General features: G+C 40.3%; 12 protein-coding genes. All 12 read right to left on the bottom strand.

The features are described from left to right. Positions 1-6 precede the first annotated feature (6 nt). Positions 7-939: a sugar ABC transporter permease gene (locus BR73_RS0114610; protein WP_033166134.1), complete on the bottom strand. Its 933-nt coding sequence runs from the start codon at positions 937-939 to the stop codon at positions 7-9. Beyond that, positions 936-3,545, bottom strand: coding sequence for a DUF5696 domain-containing protein (locus BR73_RS0114605; protein ID WP_033166133.1), 2,610 nt, complete (start codon positions 3,543-3,545; stop codon positions 936-938). Before BR73_RS0114605 ends, BR73_RS0114610 begins: the two co-directional genes overlap by 4 nt. A gap of 11 nt (positions 3,546-3,556) precedes the next feature. After that, positions 3,557-4,189, bottom strand: coding sequence for a YIP1 family protein (locus BR73_RS0114600; protein WP_033166132.1), 633 nt, complete (start codon positions 4,187-4,189; stop codon positions 3,557-3,559). Next, a complete protein-coding gene (locus BR73_RS0114595; protein WP_033166131.1) occupies positions 4,182-5,669 on the bottom strand; it encodes a gluconolactonase in 1,488 nt (495 codons plus the stop codon). The genes BR73_RS0114600 and BR73_RS0114595 overlap by 8 nt, the downstream gene beginning before the upstream one ends. Positions 5,670-5,684: 15 nt before the next feature. Next, the gene (locus BR73_RS0114590) at positions 5,685-6,566 is read right to left on the bottom strand and encodes a carbohydrate ABC transporter permease (protein ID WP_033166130.1); all 882 of its coding nucleotides are present in this window, start codon (positions 6,564-6,566) and stop codon (positions 5,685-5,687) included. After that, the gene (locus BR73_RS0114585; RefSeq protein WP_033167467.1) at positions 6,563-7,522 is read right to left on the bottom strand and encodes a sugar ABC transporter permease; all 960 of its coding nucleotides are present in this window, start codon (positions 7,520-7,522) and stop codon (positions 6,563-6,565) included. The genes BR73_RS0114590 and BR73_RS0114585 overlap by 4 nt, the downstream gene beginning before the upstream one ends. A gap of 13 nt (positions 7,523-7,535) precedes the next feature. Beyond that, positions 7,536-10,535, bottom strand: coding sequence for an extracellular solute-binding protein (locus BR73_RS0114580; protein WP_033166129.1), 3,000 nt, complete (start codon positions 10,533-10,535; stop codon positions 7,536-7,538). Positions 10,536-10,565: 30 nt separating this feature from the next. Further along, positions 10,566-12,134: a glycosyl hydrolase gene (locus BR73_RS0114575; RefSeq protein WP_051685214.1), complete on the bottom strand. Its 1,569-nt coding sequence runs from the start codon at positions 12,132-12,134 to the stop codon at positions 10,566-10,568. A gap of 1,282 nt (positions 12,135-13,416) precedes the next feature. Then, on the bottom strand, positions 13,417-14,829 hold the full coding sequence (gene ltrA / locus BR73_RS0114570) for a group II intron reverse transcriptase/maturase (protein ID WP_033164413.1): 1,413 nt from the start codon (positions 14,827-14,829) through the stop codon (positions 13,417-13,419). Between the two features lie 521 nt (positions 14,830-15,350). Beyond that, positions 15,351-16,181, bottom strand: a complete 831-nt coding sequence (locus BR73_RS0114565; RefSeq protein ID WP_278248530.1) for a polysaccharide deacetylase family protein — start codon at positions 16,179-16,181, stop codon at positions 15,351-15,353. A 78-nt stretch (positions 16,182-16,259) separates the two neighbouring features. Then, positions 16,260-17,243, bottom strand: a complete 984-nt coding sequence (locus BR73_RS0114560; protein ID WP_347463441.1) for an AraC family transcriptional regulator — start codon at positions 17,241-17,243, stop codon at positions 16,260-16,262. 17 nt (positions 17,244-17,260) lie between these two features. Then, positions 17,261-18,040: a ZIP family metal transporter gene (locus tag BR73_RS0114555; RefSeq protein ID WP_033166128.1), complete on the bottom strand. Its 780-nt coding sequence runs from the start codon at positions 18,038-18,040 to the stop codon at positions 17,261-17,263. Between the last annotated feature and the right edge of the window lie 19 nt (positions 18,041-18,059).

Here is an 18,059-nt window from a genome sequence, read left to right as displayed (position 1 = left end):
CTTTCCTCAATTGTAGTAGAAAGTACGCTTCTGTATCAGCCCGCAGACTGTTACCAGAATAATACAGGTGATTATGGTTGATACCAGACTGAAGACACTGCTCAGTCCATAGTTAAATTCGTTAAATGCTGTTTTATAGGCCAGATCAACCACTCCGCTTTCCGTGAAGCTGTCTACTATGGTGTATACCACGTTGGTTATGATATGTGGCATTACCATAGGAAAAGTAATCTTCCAAAAGGTTTCATATCCGGTAGCCCCTTCAATCTTTGCCACCTCGTACATAGAACCCGGTATGGACTGCAATGCAGCAATAAAGATTATTATCTGCACACCGGAAGCTGCAATGATATCATTGATACGGGCAACAGCAGTTATAATATAACCGATTAACGTCACCGGAAGACCCAGATTCATGAACATATCGATAAAAAAGTCCATATCCAGAGCAAGGGTAGAGCCGGCTGAGGCAGATGACGATAACATCTCTGCTGCCTGGGACGAAATTCCCCCTTGCATCATCTGAGCAGATAATTCCATGGCTGCGGTAATTGCTCCGGAGTTCAGGATAATTGGCAGAAAGAAAATCGCTCTTACAATGGTTCTTCCCTTAAATTTTTTGTTGAGCAGTATTGCCATAAATAAGCTGAAAAAAGTAATTAATGGAACATCCACCAGCATATCCAGTACTGAAGTCGTAAGTATCTGTTTAAAAGTGCCGTGGACACGGAAGGCATAGCGGAAGTTCTCCCAGCCGACATTTGTAAGACTGTAACCGCCATTCACCGCATCCATATTTAGTTCAGAAAAGGCAAACTGTCCTGCCAGAAGTATGGATCTCACATAAAAGACCAGAAATCCCACAAACCAGGGCAGAATAAATAAAAGTCCTGTCATCTTTCGTTTTTGGAGAAGCGTCATTCTTTTTTTTCCATTCATTTCGTCCCCTCCAATCTATAGCCTTTTGCCGGTATCTCATACCCATCTGTCAGCTGTACTTCATCACTGTAGTTGATATAGATTACGGTGCCATTGTCATAAGTAACCTTTCTTACACCGTTTGAGAGAATTTCATGATTCTGCATCACAGAACCCCTTACCTGGCTTAATGGTTCGTTTACCTGCTTGTATATTGCAATTGCATCTGCCTTCCAAACTCCGAAAGTAGTCGCATAATACCTGTTTAAACCGGTATTCTTCATCTTGTTTGACTCTTCCCAGGTGAAAATATAATGAGGCGCAGCACCACTTTCAATCATTTTAAGTACGGTTTCCTTCATACCTTCCTTGTCCTCATAATTTAACAGCTCTGTAGAATAGGGAATACTACCGTGCAGAATCATTTCATAAAGAGGAATCCGTTCATCTACAATGAGGAAATTATTCTGTTCAATGGGTACATTAATAATATCTGAACTATACCCAAAGCTATAATCATTGGCACTATTGGTCATGAGCTTCTTACCCGTACCTTTTAATAGGTCAAGCTGTCCCAACACCACTTTTAGGGCTTCTTCCCTGTCGATTATATTCCTACGTTTTTTGTCTGAATAAACTATATTTCCAAGATCTCTTAAGGAGATACCCTCTATATCATAAGCATTCATTTCTTCAGCAAATTTGCTCACGTATCTGGGCAGATATCTGGGAGAGAGCAAATTGTATACTGTCTCCATATATCCAAGACTTGAAGTGCTTCTTAAGGTTGCAGGATTTACCTGCCCTAAGGCTACCACATATCCTGCTCCGTAATACTTAGAAGCCTCTGCATTATAGTTAAAATCCTTATCTGCATAGGTTATCTGTTGTAAGGCAACATCGGCGTATAACCTTCCGCCATTTTTTTTCAGGGTTTTGCTCAGGTTTTCTAACTCTGATTTCCCTCCAAGTTTCCCTGGAATCTTTATCTTGTCAGCTGTATTATGATAATACCCGCCGTTAAACCAACCTTGCAGATTCATCACCTGGTTGTTTATTCCCTGAGCTGAAAGTTCCTCAGATATCCTGGCAGCCTGATCAAAAGTAGTCATGGAAAAGGTATGCAGATACTGTTTTCCAAGAAAATGAGCCGTTTCCTTTACACCGCTGATAACATCATAATAAAAAGGAATATCTCCCGTTTGAGAGCCCGGAGTAAGTACTCCTTCAGCTATCAGCTTTTCTCTGTAATAACCTGCAAGGCCTGCATAACCCTTATATTCTTCTGTCAGGAAGGTATACATTACTTCCAGATTGGCATCATATAGTTCTGGCTCCAGTACTAATACGTCCTGGCTGGTATTTCCAAACATCCTGAGATTATCGGCTGTACGAAGCACAAAGGTTGGATATGCATAGTTATATTCGTTATATACACCGGAAATTCCGGCTGTTATCACTGAAAGACTTGCTCCGCTTTCAATGGTTGCAAGGACAGAGGACTTCTCTCTGCAAATTCCAAACAACGGTAGTTTAGCACTTATACTGTTCTCTGTAGTCGTATAATTTGCAGCCAACGGATCAATGTCATAGACATATTGCGAATAAGAGGCTGCTGCAATCTTGCCGTTATTAAAATCAATCAAAGAACCGGAACCATTTGGTACAACCATATAACCATTTTCTGTTGTATTCGCAGCTGCCATATAACGCAGTAACTGAATCCGGTATATAGAACCGCCGCCATATTCCTCAATTGCAGACACTGGAATGGATACCTTTAAGCCATCTTCCGTAAGCCTGTATTCCAAAGGAATCTGAAAGGAAATCGGAAGAATGGTTTCAACCCCTGCAAGTTCCATCTGTTCTTCATAATCCTCATTCGTCCAGCCAATATTAGCAAGCCATTCCTGAATTTTTTTGATAGTTTTCGGATTCTTCTTAACAACTCCGTTAAGTTCAAGCATACCCTTTGTAGCAGTACTTTCTATGTAATATCTTTCTAAGGAAACAGAATCCTTCTCAGAAAGCTTTCCTCTGATTTCCTCCAACTTTTCCCGGGTAATATATATTGGGATGATACCGGTTTTGCTGCTATTGAAATCCCCCAGACGATAGATGTAACGAAGACCATTTTTAAGGCTTTCAACGGTTATCTGTCCTTTTTCTACCGCCATGCTGTAGGAATCATAGGTACCGGATTTCACTTCCGGATTATAATAATTTACGATTAATTGGGATTTCAGATAATTCATATTGGCATCATTAGCGATACCATCCTCCTCCGCATCGGTCGGATTGGAGTAACTTATTTCTCCATTTCTCTTATCATAGATTGCAACGGCAGCGGTGGCAGTATCCGTATACAGCTTTAAATATTCATTTTCACATACCAGTTCCATTCCTGGTACGTCTGTTTTATTTTCTTTCACCGGTTGGTACTCTTCTCCGGTTTCATAATCGTAACTTGTCAGATAATCCCTGTACTTGTCGTAAGCCAGGTAATGAATGGCATAATAGATCAGATAGATTATTCCAACTACCAGTACAGTACTCAAGATACAAAGCACGATTTTCTTTATCAGGCTGAAGGGCCGACGGTTTTGCTTCTTTATTAAAGTCTTCATGCTTACGCCTCCTAAGTTCTAAATATTATCTCTGTGTAGATACTCCGAATAAATGTCACTACCATGCCCAGAAGATTTGATAACAGCAACAGCAGAAAGATGATTACCAGCATAGCTAAAAAGGTGATAAATAAGGTACCTAAGGTTTTTCCCAAAGAATAGTTATGTACCTGCATAATACCAATCAGCATTAAAAGGATACCGAATGCAATTCCTCCCCCCAGGAGCAATACATAGAAAGGCTGTTCATCATCAGCAATGAACCAGCTGATTAAGGTACCGGCAGCCAGCACCGTGCTCATGGGTACCGTACTGTAGCCGACTGCTATAGCTATATCCTTCATTCTGCCCTCACCGTTCATCAGACATGTCACAGACCAGTTGCTGACACATATCAAGGCATAAAAGGCAAGGACACCTAAAAATTCGTAATAACTATCCACGGATCTGGGATCTATATCACTTACCACAAAACTGGCAAGTAAACGGTTTGCACTAAAACAAGCGGAAAACAGGATTACCATAAGTATTGCAAGGGGAACACTTCCTCTATTTTCATGGCGAATCCAATAGTAGCCGTCCATGGGATGAGAAATGGTGTAAAACATATAATTCCATTTTTCTTTTGAAAAATATTTACCCATTTATGTTAACCCCCTTCTTTCTATTCCTTACATATTTAAAGCCTTTTAAACCAACGATGAGTACTGCAATGCCAGTAAGAAAATAACTTGCATTATCTATCAGAACACTATTACGAAATCGCTTATAGGCTATGGAATAGTAGTCACGGTTCATACCAAGTCTTAGATATTTCATTGCCAGGTCATAATCCCCTGCCGTAAGATAAGCTTTTCCGATACCTGTATTGGCAAGTTCATTATTCTCATCAAGTTCCAGCACTCTGCGCCATAAAGCCACAGCCTCTGCTTCGTTGCCGTCAAAACGAAGTGCTACTGCTTCATCGATGAGCCTTCCGTATTCCGTTACTGAAAAGCATATAATTTCTCCTCTATTGGCATCAAGGACTGCAAGATTCCCTCCAATGTCCTCCACAGCCACAGGCATGGAGAATGTGCCTTCCTGAGTGCCCAGGCCGCCAAAAATATAAAGCAGATTTCCTTCATGGTCATAGGTAATAATACGTCCTCTCTTACGGTCCAGGCAGGAATATATGCCATTATCCCTGTAAACTACATCTGTAAACTGAGAAGGTCCTGAATAATCTGTAGAACCGGCAATCCAAAGATCACCTCCCACATTTTTATTGGCACCTTTTTTTATGACATCTTCACCTTTGGGATTTAATCTTCTAACCCCCTGCACACCTGTAGAGTCGATATTGGATGCGTATACAAACCCCTCCGGATCGATGTCAATGCCGGTAAACTCTGTGGGTATATATAACTGCTGCTTGGAACGCTCTTCTTTTGTTGCAATTCTCTTCCAGAATTTCTCCCAGAGACTTATTTCAACCTTTATGGTACCAAAGAAGCTTGAAAAATTACCGTCTGCTTCAAATACCATAATGCCCTCGAACATATTTTGAGCAATAACATAGATTCTGTCTGCATAATCAACCGTTATTTTTAGCGGTATAAAGACATAACCTTCTTCTAAGCTCTCTGACTGAGGATTCTCTACAATCTTAACCAAAGTACCATCCTGGTTCAGCACAACGATCCGGCGGTTTTGGGAATCTGCTATGTATATCTGTCCTTTTTCGGAAACACTGACACCATAGGGTTGATTAAAGGTATCCTCTTTTCCGCCGTTATTAAAGGACGTTATAACATTTACAGCTTTTTTCATATCCTTATCCAACACAACAATCCGGTTATTCCCCGTATCAGCCACATAGACCCTGCCATCGCTTGTCTGGCAGATATCCTGGGGTGTTAGAAACTTTCCCACAGCCACTCCCTGATAAGTCAGCTGCTCCCCGCGTATGGTTCCAGCCGGAACAAAGGCTGCCGGAGTAAAATGGACATATTCGCGGTAATCGTAATTATAGGTATCATAGGGAAGTTTGGAAGCCTTAACTTCTTCTCCTGCAAAAACCGTAAGCAGGAGCACAGTCAGACATAGGGATATGATCTTGTGTGATATTCTAATATGTTTCATCCTTTACACCCCCTATTAATCTTTCATTCCGGATGATGTCATAGTTTCCAGGATATTCTTCTGACATATAAGGAAAAATGTTATGGGAACTGCGGCAATTATAAAGGTTACTGCAGCCGCGGCTCCTGCTCTTGCCATTCCGCCTGCAGAAATCTGCTGTAAGGCAAATTGCAGAGGCTTAAGACTCTCATCTCGAAGGAAAGTACTGCCGGTATTTCCCCACATCTGCTGAAACTGAAAGATAGCTAGCGTAAGCCAGGCAGGCTTCACATTCGGCATTACGATCCTCCAATAAATCTGCCATTCGCTTGCACCATCAAGTCTGGCGGATTCCATAAGAGAATCCGGAAGCTGTTCCATAAACTGCTTCATCAGGTAAAGGCCCATACCGAAAGAACAGGCAGGCAGAATCAATGCCCAGTAGCTGTTATTGATATGGAGCCAGGAAATGATCATATACTGAGGTGTCTGGGTTACTGTCCAGGAAAACATCATAGACAGCACTACCAGATGAAATAGTAAATTCTTTCCCGGAAAATCATGCTTAGCAAGAGGATAGGCTGCCAGGGATGCAATAATTACATGCCCAAGCATTCCTCCGCCTGTGATAATAACCGTATTTAATATGTATCTTGAGAATGGAACCCAGGAATCATTCATTAAGGTAAATAAGTCAGAAATATTTACCAGGGTTGGGTTCCTCACAAATATTTTTGGTGGAAATTGATATAACTCATCCAAGGGTTTTAAGAAATTGTTGATTACCATGATAAGCGGCAGCATCATTGCCACACCACAGACAGCCATAATGAAAAATAATAAGGAATTACCTGCCATGGAGCGATTCAACCGCTTTTCTCTTGGCCTGAATAAACGTAATTTCAGCTTCTTCATCATTCTCCTACCCTCCTTAATCCCTTCTGTACCAGCAAGTTCGTACCTATCATCAAAAGAAACAGTACCGTTGCAATTGCAGAGGCATACCCCATCTCAAAACGTACCGTACCATAATCAAGCAAATGGGTAACTACTGTAGTTCCGGAGTAGTTAACGGAAGGATTACCTGCCAGCTGTATGGAGACGTCTGCTATGGCAAAGGATTGTGTGATCTGCATTACCGCACCGAACATAAGCTGAGGCTTCATGGCAGGTAATGTCACATACCACAGCTCCTGCCAGCGATTTTTAACCCCATCCAGTGCTGCTGCTTCATAAAGAGATTTATCTACGGTCTGAAGACCTGCTATAAAAGCCAGGAAGCCCGTTCCAAGACTTAACCAAAGCTGTACCACGATCAGGAAAGGAAGCACATATTTTTCTGTCTTCATCCATACGATTGCCTGATCCAAAATACCAAGATCCATAAGCAGACCGTTTAAATATCCGTACCGGTCTCCTGACAGAATCAAGGCCCACACCACATAGGCATTACCGCAGATACTTGGTGCATAAAAGATTAAGGTCAGAAAAGCACGCAGCCAGCCTTTGAACTCATTAATTATCCATGCAAATAAAAGACAAAGAAAATAACTTACTGGACCGGTGATTACAGCCAGTATTAGTGTATTCTTTAAGGATTTTAAGAATATATCATCCTCAAGGAAAAGCTTTATGTAATTCTTCCAGCCTATGAATTCCGGCAGCTCCAGCATATTATAATATGTAAAGCTAAAGGCAATACTCATAACCACCGGAAGCACAGTAAAGAAGAAAAATAATATAAAGTAGGGAGCCAGCATCAGATAAGAAGCTTTGCTCTTTTTAATCCGGTATCTCAAAGTTCCTTGTTTTCTTGCTATTTCCAGAGCCTTCTGGGATACATTTACCTGGGAATTATTATTATGTTCAGTCATCTCTTTCCCTCCGTTATTTTCTCTTGCCATCCAGTTCAAGCTCTTCCCGTTTGTATGTAATCTCCGCATTTACATAGATGATCTTATCCATCAGTTCTTCTCTTGGCAAAGCTGTATCCGTATTGGTTACCACCTTAAAAAATGCATTGTAAACATTTCGCCAGGAATAATAACCACCAGGTACCTGGGGAATACCTTTCACCCATTTCATGGATTCCTGTAAAGCCTCGAAATCATCCACAGGCCAGGGCATATTTAAAAAGGCTTCATAATTGGCTGTCGGAACTCTCGCTGCAGAACCCATCAGCCCCTCCATTTCACGGCCATACTGAGTCTGTGTATCCTCACTGGTCCACCATTTCAAGAATTCCCAGCTAGCCTCTGGATTTACGGTATCTGCCATAATCATACTGGCAAGGCCAGTGCTTGCTACGGAATGATCCACTGTACCATCCGCTTTTACAGTTCCGGGTATCTGGGTAAAGCTCCAGAGCCCTGCTATATCCGGCGCCGATACTGCAAAATTATTGTAGGTGGTGTAATCCGCTATCATAATCGGACACTCACCGGTACGGAAACGTTCTTCCACGCTGGTTTCCTTATCCAGTTTATAATCCGTATAATATTCGCAGAAATCCTTAAAGGTATTTACTGCTGTGTCAGAATCCAGCGCAGATGCCGCTCCATTCTCTGTGTAATAGGCCCCGCCATTCTGATAGAGCATTGATGCAAATATCTGTTCCGTAGGCAGCATACCAAATTCCATCTGATTCTTGGCAAGGACAGCCATTGCAACCTTTACCTCTTCCCAGGTAGAAGGAACTTTCATTCCAATCTCGGCCAAAATATCCTTCCGGTAGAACATAACCGGATAAGTGATGGTCTCCGGTAAAGCATAAACACCATCTTCATAAGTAAACTGAGTAGTTGCCGCAGCTAAGAACCTTGAAAGGATTTCATCAGCATCCTTAAACTGCTTAAGATCAAGTACTGCATTACGGATTCCGTAGTTGACCGGTGTATCATTTCCGGTGTTCAGCACAGCTCCTGCAGCACCGTTGGTATTTGCTACCTGGATAGCTACATCCGGCCCCTCTCCCACCAGCGTCGCCTTTAGCAGAGTCGACATATCCACCAGCTGTACATTCACACTGATTCCCGACTCATTGGTAAAGCTTTCATCAATCAATGACTTTATAACATTGGCCTGATCACGTCCTGAACCAATCCATAAGGTAATGGACTGGGTTCCCTGCACCTTATCATCAGTTACGCTTCCTATGGAGTTGTAATCAACTATAAAGGAATAAAATAACCGCTTTATTTCAAATGCAGCCTTATCAAGGAAGGAATCCCCGTGGTAGGTATTTTTTTGATCTGGTGAATAGATATTGATACGGTCTACCTGCAGGGGCTGATTAATCGCCTGAGTTATCCAATTGCCCAAGGCTCTTACATTTATCTTATAAGCTGTAATAACTCTTACAAAATATTCTTCGTCTTCAATGAGCTTATCCAGCTGGTCCCGCATGGTCAAAAGTACGGCTTTCTTATCCGTATTTTTTCCTGCTACTTTTGAAAGCTCGTCAATTGCCTGGTTCAGCGTATCCCTTGCCGCTGTAAGCTTGCCCTTCAACTCCGGCAGAACTGCTGACAGCTGATAATCACGATAGGTATCCGGTTTAACACCAATTACCTTTATCACCTGTCTGTATATGCTGTTAAGCTGCTGTACAGAATCCCTGACAAGACCCACGACCTCCGAAAATTCACCCAATACGACTTCCATCCGAAGACTATGCTGTCCTTCTGACAGATAGAAGCGATAAGCCTTATTCTCTTTATCAGACAGCACATCTTCTCTCCAATCCTGGCTGTAATCAAAAGCATAAGCGGACATTTCCTGAAAGGGAACAGCTCCATCTATGGTAATACGCCTGGAAACATGAACACCTCTGGAAAGACTCTGTTTATCATACAGGGATATGTAATAATACCCGCTCTTCGGAACTGTAAACTCCCATTCAATCCATTGCCCCACTAGCCTCCAGGAATTCCCGCCAATGGTATTGTTAAGCAGTTCTTTGGAACTGGAGGGAGAAACCGCAGGGGATGACTGATCCTGTTTTGGGTAGAGCATCTGTGATGATGTCTTTGTGGCATATTCAGCTTCTATCCGTATATTGGTATCACTTGTATCCTTACCGCCCTTAGAATCCCATTCAGCTTTTATATCCTCATAGGATTTTGTGATACCTTCATTATTAAGTACCAATTTACGGATTAACATAGGCTCCTTTAAAGAAATCACAGAAATTGTATGACTGCCCTTTTCAAGGTAAATGGATAAGGCTTCTGTTATATAGCCGTTACTGTCATACAAATATCTGCTCTGCCATTCCGGTACCTCAATACTTTGTGGTTTTACATCATTCCCCTGATTATCCTTCTCCCAATTTTTTATAGTAACACCAGCTTCATTTATAGAAGAATCTTTTACATAGGTGCTCCATACTCTGGGGAAGGAAAGTAAGGCCATTTCCTCAAAGGGAAGCTTTCCGTCGATAAATATGCTGCGTTCTATGTCTGAGTTCTTGCCCTCTACCGGGTAATAAACTACAGAGAGATTATATAATCCGGTTTCCGCTACCTCTGCCTCAAACTCTATAAGGGAATCCTCCCCCGTAAGAACACTGGCACCTTCCATGCCTTCATAATTCTTGTGTATTTCAGGTTCAGCAATTTTATTGTTCTCTTCATATCTTACATAATTTTCTGCCATAACCTCGATTGTCCGGTCAGGTCTATGAGCCTCTTCATGCTCCTCCATATAGACCTTATAGGAGGGTATGGAAGTATCAATATTATAGGTACTGATAACATCATCAAATTCGTCCATTGTCATCTCTGTCTTTGCAAAGCTCTTTACTTCTCCTATTAGAAACAGAGGCAGTAAGACTACAACTGTTAAAAATAGTGCCATGATTCTTTTACAGGTTGCCCTGGATATCATATTTACTACTCCTTCCGCCGCCCCCGGCTGTTATTTTTCCCCTTTACCACTGTCGCTACTGCGGATTTCATATGTACTTAAGTCAGGCAGATCATCTTTGGACAGAACATCTTTATCTTCATATACCTTTTTAATTATTGACTCCTCTGTATACTGCTCGCTTAAGGTGAAAATCGCAGTATTTTTTGCAACAAATTCGCCTTGCCAGGTACACCACATGCCCCACATTGCTCCATCCCGCCTTGCAAGATCCGGATCAAAAAGACATCCATTTTCCGTAAGATATACCATCTTCCTCTCCTTGCTATAATTCTTCACTGCATTCAGATAGGAAGATATCTGTGAGGTATAGACTTTCTCTCCAGGGTAGATATCCTCACCGATTATATCTACATATTCATCCCCTGGATACCACTCTGCATCCTGTCCGTTCCACACCCAAATAAGATTATTCAGTCCATATTCTCCTGTAAGTCTTTCGTAAAGCAGAATGTATAGCTTCTTATAAGCTTCCGGTCCGGATGCTCCCCACCAGAACCAGCCACCACTCGCTTCATGGAGAGGTCTCCAGAGAATCGGAACTCCTGCTTCTTTTAATATTAAAAGCTGTTCAGCAATAGCATCAATGTCCTTCATCAGCAGTTCATATCCCTGGGTATCCTCTCCATTCATAATCTTTTCCAGATTAATATCAGTGGAATCCGCATAAAATCCCCGGTACCATTCTCCTGTCAGATATTTTGAGGGTGCGTTCCAGTGCCAGCAGAAAGTAACGATACCTCCGGTCTCCCAAAAATCCATTGCATAATCTGTAGCATAACCCTTGCTTCCATTTTCTGCTCTGGAAGGTGTATATTCAATAAAATCCAGTCCCAGTACTGCCGGTGTCTTACCGGTAACCTTTTTTATAATCTGAAATTCTTTTCCAAACTGCCCTGTATCACAAAACTGTCCGGAGAGAAATTTTTTACCATAAATATCACATAAATAACTATATAACCTCTTAGTTTCCTCTGAAGCATTCTTATCAGACAGTTCTGCCTTAACCTTATAAATTGAGGAATCTATTGGTTCTGCAGTGAGAATTTCAAGAGAATCCAGCCATATATAACCCCAATATTTTGAAAGACTGATTCTATGTTCTCCTGCCGCCAGATATACCCTTGTTAAATAAGCATCTGTAAAATCTTCCGCTTCAACAAACACTGTTCCCAGCCGTTCACCATCTACACTAACATAATTGTGCTTTTCTCCGCCTTTACTTGCACTTCTGAAATTCAAATCATAAAAACCATCTTTCTGGATGGTAACTGTAAAGGTACAGGTATCTGCATCCTCTTCAAACCCCTCTATGTATCCGTTTCCCGAATACCCCTCCATTATCGGATTGGAAACCACCTTAACATTACCGCTCCAGGCAGCCTCTTCTGCTTCGTAAACTCCCACTGTTTCCTGAACAAAGGTACTAACAGTTTCCCCCTTATCTCTCTGTTCCGCATTCTTTCCGGCAGTATTACTACTATCAGCAGTGCACCCTGTGGCCATAACGGCCAAAACAGCTGCGGTGATTAAAAATACAGCCTTCTTTCTCTTTTTCATAATTCACTCCTCAAGCCTAAAACTAACATATCATTTTAAAGGCATTTTGCTGGTTTGTCTTAGTCTTACCTTTTAAGGTTCAAACTTTGATTTTTATTGTATGAATTTTCATTGATGGAGTTGTTGCTATAATTTTGTCATAGGATTGTGCCAGTCGATTTTTATTACAATTATGTTCTTGCTTTTTAGTTAAAATTGAGTCTCTTAATTTTTGGTCGGTAGAATTATGCTCTTGATTTTGTCTTAGAATTATGCCCTTGATTTTTGTCCTAGAATTGTGTCTCTTGATTTTGCAATTTGATTTATGCTCTTGATTTTGTCCTTAGATTTTTGTCCTTGATTTTTGTCTTAGAATTACGTCGTTTGATTTTGCAGGTAGAATTATGCCCTTGATTTTTGTCTTAGAATTGTGTCTCTTGATTTTGCAGTTTGATTTATGCTCTTGATTTTGCCCTTAGATTTTTGTCCTTGATTTTTGTCTTAGAAATGTCTATTGATTTTGTTGTTTATTTTACTCTTGATTTTGTCCTTAGATTTTGTCCTTGATTTTGTCGTTTGATTTATGTCCTTGATTTATGTCCTTGATTTGACTTAAATTTATGTCCTTGATTTTTGTCTTTAGAAATGTGCCATTTAATTTTTGTTGGTAGAATTGTGTCTCTTAATTCTAGTCCTTATTATCGATTTCAATTTCCTGTCATTAGAATTTATCTAGTTAATTTTTGAAATTAGTATTATGTTTTTACTTTTTTTCTTTAGCATACCTCATTTTTTATAGTTAAATTTTATCTATTAATTATATTAATTTAAGTTATTTAATCTTTTTTTACTTTCATTTACCCTGAATAATTATTTTCTAACTTATATGTTAATATTACTATATAATCCTTATTACTTCAATACATATTATACATTTTGTCAGTTTGGCTAAATATCCCTCTGTTTCATTGTGCATAATGACTTACGTAAATCATTTCAAAGTATTTAATATGTCGTTTTTTCTCGTTTTTCATCTGTTTATTAAATGGTTAAAAATCCTAATTTACTTTTTTAGCCATTTACTTTATTTTTTTACTTTCTTTTAGCTTGTCCATATTAGCCGAATGTATTTAATAAATTTCTTATTACCCATAGACTCGTTAAATGATTTTTCTGACTTAGCTAATTTATAAAGTTACCCCAGTGACTTATCCTATTCTTGTAATCGGGTAGGAGGTAGATAATTATTTTATCTACCGACCTCCCACACCACCGTACGTACGGTTCCGTATACGGCGGTTCTTTAGTTTTCATAAACTATCAGATAATAGTCAAGCATGGATGTATATCCTAGCTTGGCTATTATTTTATTAGAAAATATCTGGTTCAGCACTTGCGCCATGCGCCAGTACCCTTTTCTACTACAGGCAAGTTCTTTGGCTCTCCAATGCTCACATCCTATGGCTCTAAGCATTCTGTACTTTGTCTTGATTTTCTTCCACTGTTTCCAATAGACCGCTCGTATTCTGCGTCTAGCCCATTCATCTATGCCTTTTAGAAGATTCTTCATATCTGCGAGTTTAAAGTACTCTATCCATCCTCTCACAAACTGTTGGTATTTATCTTCTCTCGCTGTGTTGCTCATGCCATTGTTTCGGTCTGTCAGATTTCGTATTGCGTCTTTCATCTTTGTTACGGATTTCGGATGTACTCTAAATCTGCATTTACCTCTATATCTATAGAATGTATATCCAAGATATTTAACTTTACTGATGTGCGCGACTTGCGTTTTCTTCCTATTCACTTTCAGAAATAGCCTTTTCTCAATGAATGGTATGATGTTTTCCAAGGTTCTTTCTGCACTCTTTTTGCTTTTACAGAAAATCATGCAATCATCTGCGTATCGGACAAACCTATGTCCTCTGCTTTCAAGTTCCTTGTCCAACTCATTTAGCATGATATTACTTAGCAATGGACTTAATGGTCCACCTTGTGGCATGCCGACCTCTGTTTTCTCAAACACCCCTTTTGTTATCACTCCAGCATTGAGGTATTTATGTATCAAAGAGATAACTCTGCCATCTTTGATGGTTCTTCCCAATACCTCAATCAGCTTACTCTGGCATACGGTATCAAAGAACTTTTCCAAATCCATATCAACCACATATACGTAGCCTTCGTTTACATTCTTTTGGCATTGTTTCAGTGCATCATGTGCACCTTTTTTCGGCTGAAAACCAAAACTGTTTTCTGAGAACTGCTCCTCGTAGATAGGCGTTAGTTCTTGTATGATTGCTTGTTGGATAACTCGGTCAACCACGGTTGGAACTCCAAGCTTTCTGAACTCGCCTTTTGTTTCTTTTGGTATTTCTACCCTTCGAACTGGGTTTGGCTTAAATCTGCCTCCCTTTATCTCTTGAATTAAGGTGTCTTGGTTTTCCTTTAAGTAGGGCAGAAGTTCATCCACCTGCATTCCATCCGTTCCACCTGCTCCTTTATTTGATTTCACTCGCTTATATGCCTTGTTGAGGTTATCTTTTCGCAAAATCAATTCCAAGAGATTATTCATCCAATAGTTTGTGATGATACCGCTCTTTTCAGTAATCTTCCCGTAGTCGAACACTTCTGCATCCTCTTTCTGTTCCGCAGATACCATTTGCAGATAGTCTTCCATATGAAGTTGTCTGTTCTTAAATCTACTATCAGTTACTTTCATTGCTTGTACCTCCTAAAGTTCAGTCCTTCCCATATCATTTGCAACTGAAATGGTACTATGACCTCGGCTGACTTCTCGTCATTCGTTGTTACTACAAGTTTCATACTCTGTTTTCACTTGCTGACGAGATCTCCCTGGGTACCACACGTTTCTTTCTCTCCATCCATCTGCCACATTTACTACAGTTAATTCCGAGTAGTTATTGGACTTTAACTTGTATTGCAGTCTTATCCTTAACTGTAGCCTGATGTGATTTCTGTTCGTCAGACCAGAGATTTGCCTCCACCTTCCTTCAGATTCGCAGTCACCCACGACACCCTTGGTCTTGGCTGTGTCTTTCCCACTACTAGGGCAGACTAGGGACTTTCACCCATTAGAAACGTGCGCCGCCAGGCGCACAATAAAAAAACAGACAATTCAACACTTGTCTGTTTTTTCACATAACAGTATATCAGGAAATCAATAATACCAAAATCACAAAAGCTTCTCCTGTAGATCCAGTCTTCTTTTTACTCGTTTAACTAGATGTCTAGTGTCACACTTGTACCACCTTTAATTTCCAGTACTTTGCCGTTTACACTAATCCAGACAGAATCATAGGAAGGATTATATACCTTATCTCCGCCTACTGTAAAACGAAGCCTGTCAGCTGCCTCCATGTAATCCACTATTTCTATATTGGTAGCATACCATATATCCTCTCTGCCCCCCACCAGTTCGCAGAATTCTTCCATCAGTTCCCAGTTGTTATCAATTGTAAACTCATAACTGTGCCCCCATACATACATCATATAAAGGTATTGTGTCTTAAAGAGACCACAGAATTCCTTACCAAGCTGAAGCAGATTATGATTATGGTGACAGGTAGCTTTCCACTCGTAGTAATCAGAAGGTAGTGCAAAACCATCTGAATTTCCGACAATTCTAGCGTAACGAATTCCCATTGAAGGCAGAAGCTTTTTTATTGGTTCTGAATAGGAGCCATTGGGATATGATAATCCTCTGACCGGATAGCCCATTATTTCCTCTAATTCCTTCCTGTCCTTTAGTACCTGTAAGGCAACCTGCTCTATTGGAGAACGGGAAATGGTCGGATGAGTACTGGTATGTGCTGATACCTCGTGACCTCGGTAAAGTTCTATGTACTCTGATGAAGGAATGTATTGTTCTCCATCCAGTCCTGAATTCAAATGAAAAGAACCTTTGATACCATAACGGTTAAATATTGATATAAGCTTTCGGTCCTCTAATTTTCCGTCATCATAACTCATGGTTAAAACTTTATGTTTTCCTTTCGGGTAACAAATATAGATATTTTTAAGTACCTGACTGTCCACTTTTTCTTTCCCCAATCTTTCTTATATTCTTTTTTCCGCTGTTCATGATTCCTGTCGTTTCATGATTCCTGCCACTTCATGATTCCTGCTGCATCACTGTTCCTGCTGCTTCATAGTTCGGTATTGCCTGGGTGACATATTATATTTTTCTCTGAATATCTTATGAAAATAGCTGGTATTGTCATATCCAACTGCTGATATGATATCATTAACCGAAAGCGTCGTGTTTCCAAGCAACTCTACTGCTTTCTGAAAACGTTTACGCTGCAAAAGTTCTTTATAGGTATAACCTGTACTCCGTTTGACAAGTCTGCTAAGCAGATATATCGGTTGATTTAAGTCCTTTGCCAGTACTGTCAGATTGCTGTCCCGATAATTTTCTTCTATATGGCGTAATACTGATAATGTAAGATAATTATCATATGGATCATCCTCCACCTGCTCAATTTTATCCGTGTAATTTAAGAGCTGAAGGAATAATAACCCCATGGTAGTCTGATTAATCTTTCTCTTGTTGACCTGCTCATTTAATATAGACCATATCATATTTTCAATAAGATTCTGAACCGGCAGGACATCTGCTACCTTAAAGTACATATAACCTGCGGTTTTATTGTCCTGTCTCAGAGAGTCCACCAGAAAATTCTTCAGCAGATTCTCTCCATCCAGCATCTGAAAAGCTACATCAAAGAATTCTGTGAGAACTATGAAGTTAATGGCAATATCCTCTAAACCTGCAGGGAGTATTTCCTGGTATGCATTCTGATTCAGAAACAGCATATCTCCCTGATTTAGAACCACCTTACTGTTGTCATTGATAATGTGGGTAGTACTGCCGCTTACCATATAGATAATTTCGATATAATTATGTTTATGCTTCGGAAAATGTACAAACCGGGTATGTGTCCTGACATCGATGAGTTTGCCTTTGGCAAGCATCTTCTTACTGTCAATGACAAAATCCTTTTCACTGGTATACAGATCTCTAGCTACCGTACTGTTTCCGGATAAGATATTCTGTTCTTCTTCTGTTATTTCTTTTAATTTATCTAACAGTTCCTGGTGAATGATGCCCACTTCCTTCCCAAAAAATATTAACCTAAAGCAACATCTAAGGTCATCATGATCATAAACCCTATAGCAAAACCAATGGTACCGATATTGGAATGCTCTCCTTCCGAAGCTTCCGGTATCAATTCTTCAACCACCACATAAATCATTGCCCCTGCTGCAAAGGATAGTAAATAAGGCAGCACAGGAACTACCAGACCCGTCAGGAGAATTGTTATCAAGGCAGCAATAGGTTCTACAATACCAGAGGACATACCATATAGGAATGCTTTTCCCCTGCTGGTTCCTTCACTCTTAAGCGGAAGGGAAATGATCGCTCCTTCCGGAACATTCTGAATAGCGATACCGATTGCCAATGCCATAGCTCCGGCAAAGGTAATGTCAGTATTTCCCTGCATCAATCCCGCAAATACCACACCTACTGCCATTCCCTCCGGAATATTATGAAGGGTTACAGCCAGCACCAGCATAGTGGTTTTCTTAAAGGTTGTACTGATTCCCTCTGGCTCTTCCCTGTCAAGGTGCAAATGGGGAACAATTTTATCTAATATCAGTAAAAAGGCAATACCTAATCCAAATCCTGTTATTGCCGGCACAAATGATAGTTTTCCCATATCCTCTGACATGTCAATTGCCGGAATTAGCAGCGACCAAACAGAAGCAGCCACCATTACACCTGAAGCAAATCCCAGGAGTATTTTTTGAACCAATGGATTGATTCGATTCTTAAGCAGGAACACAAAGGCTGAACCCAGAGTTGTTCCTATAAAAGGAATTAAAATTCCCAATGAAATAGTATTCATAATAAATCACCTTTCTAAA

This window comes from Clostridium sp. KNHs205, assembly GCF_000702945.1.
In the GTDB taxonomy this organism is placed as follows: Bacteria; Bacillota; Clostridia; order Lachnospirales; family Lachnospiraceae; genus Anaerocolumna.
This window is presented reverse-complemented; position numbering and strand designations above follow the sequence as displayed.

Excerpts from the sequence above, each read along its gene's own strand:
- BR73_RS0114580 (WP_033166129.1), bottom strand. The coding sequence starts at position 10,535 with ATGATATCCAGGGCAACCTGTAAAAGAATCATGGCACTATTTTTAACA.
- BR73_RS0114595 (WP_033166131.1), bottom strand. The coding sequence starts at position 5,669 with ATGAAACATATTAGAATATCACACAAGATCATATCCCTATGTCTGACT.
- BR73_RS0114585 (WP_033167467.1), bottom strand. The coding sequence starts at position 7,522 with ATGACTGAACATAATAATAATTCCCAGGTAAATGTATCCCAGAAGGCT.
- BR73_RS0114575 (WP_051685214.1), bottom strand. The coding sequence starts at position 12,134 with ATGAAAAAGAGAAAGAAGGCTGTATTTTTAATCACCGCAGCTGTTTTG.
- BR73_RS0114555 (WP_033166128.1), bottom strand. The coding sequence starts at position 18,040 with ATGAATACTATTTCATTGGGAATTTTAATTCCTTTTATAGGAACAACT.
- BR73_RS0114610 (WP_033166134.1), bottom strand. The coding sequence starts at position 939 with ATGAATGGAAAAAAAAGAATGACGCTTCTCCAAAAACGAAAGATGACA.
- BR73_RS0114600 (WP_033166132.1), bottom strand. The coding sequence starts at position 4,189 with ATGGGTAAATATTTTTCAAAAGAAAAATGGAATTATATGTTTTACACC.
- BR73_RS0114590 (WP_033166130.1), bottom strand. The coding sequence starts at position 6,566 with ATGATGAAGAAGCTGAAATTACGTTTATTCAGGCCAAGAGAAAAGCGG.
- BR73_RS0114605 (WP_033166133.1), bottom strand. The coding sequence starts at position 3,545 with ATGAAGACTTTAATAAAGAAGCAAAACCGTCGGCCCTTCAGCCTGATA.
- ltrA (WP_033164413.1), bottom strand. The coding sequence starts at position 14,829 with ATGAAAGTAACTGATAGTAGATTTAAGAACAGACAACTTCATATGGAA.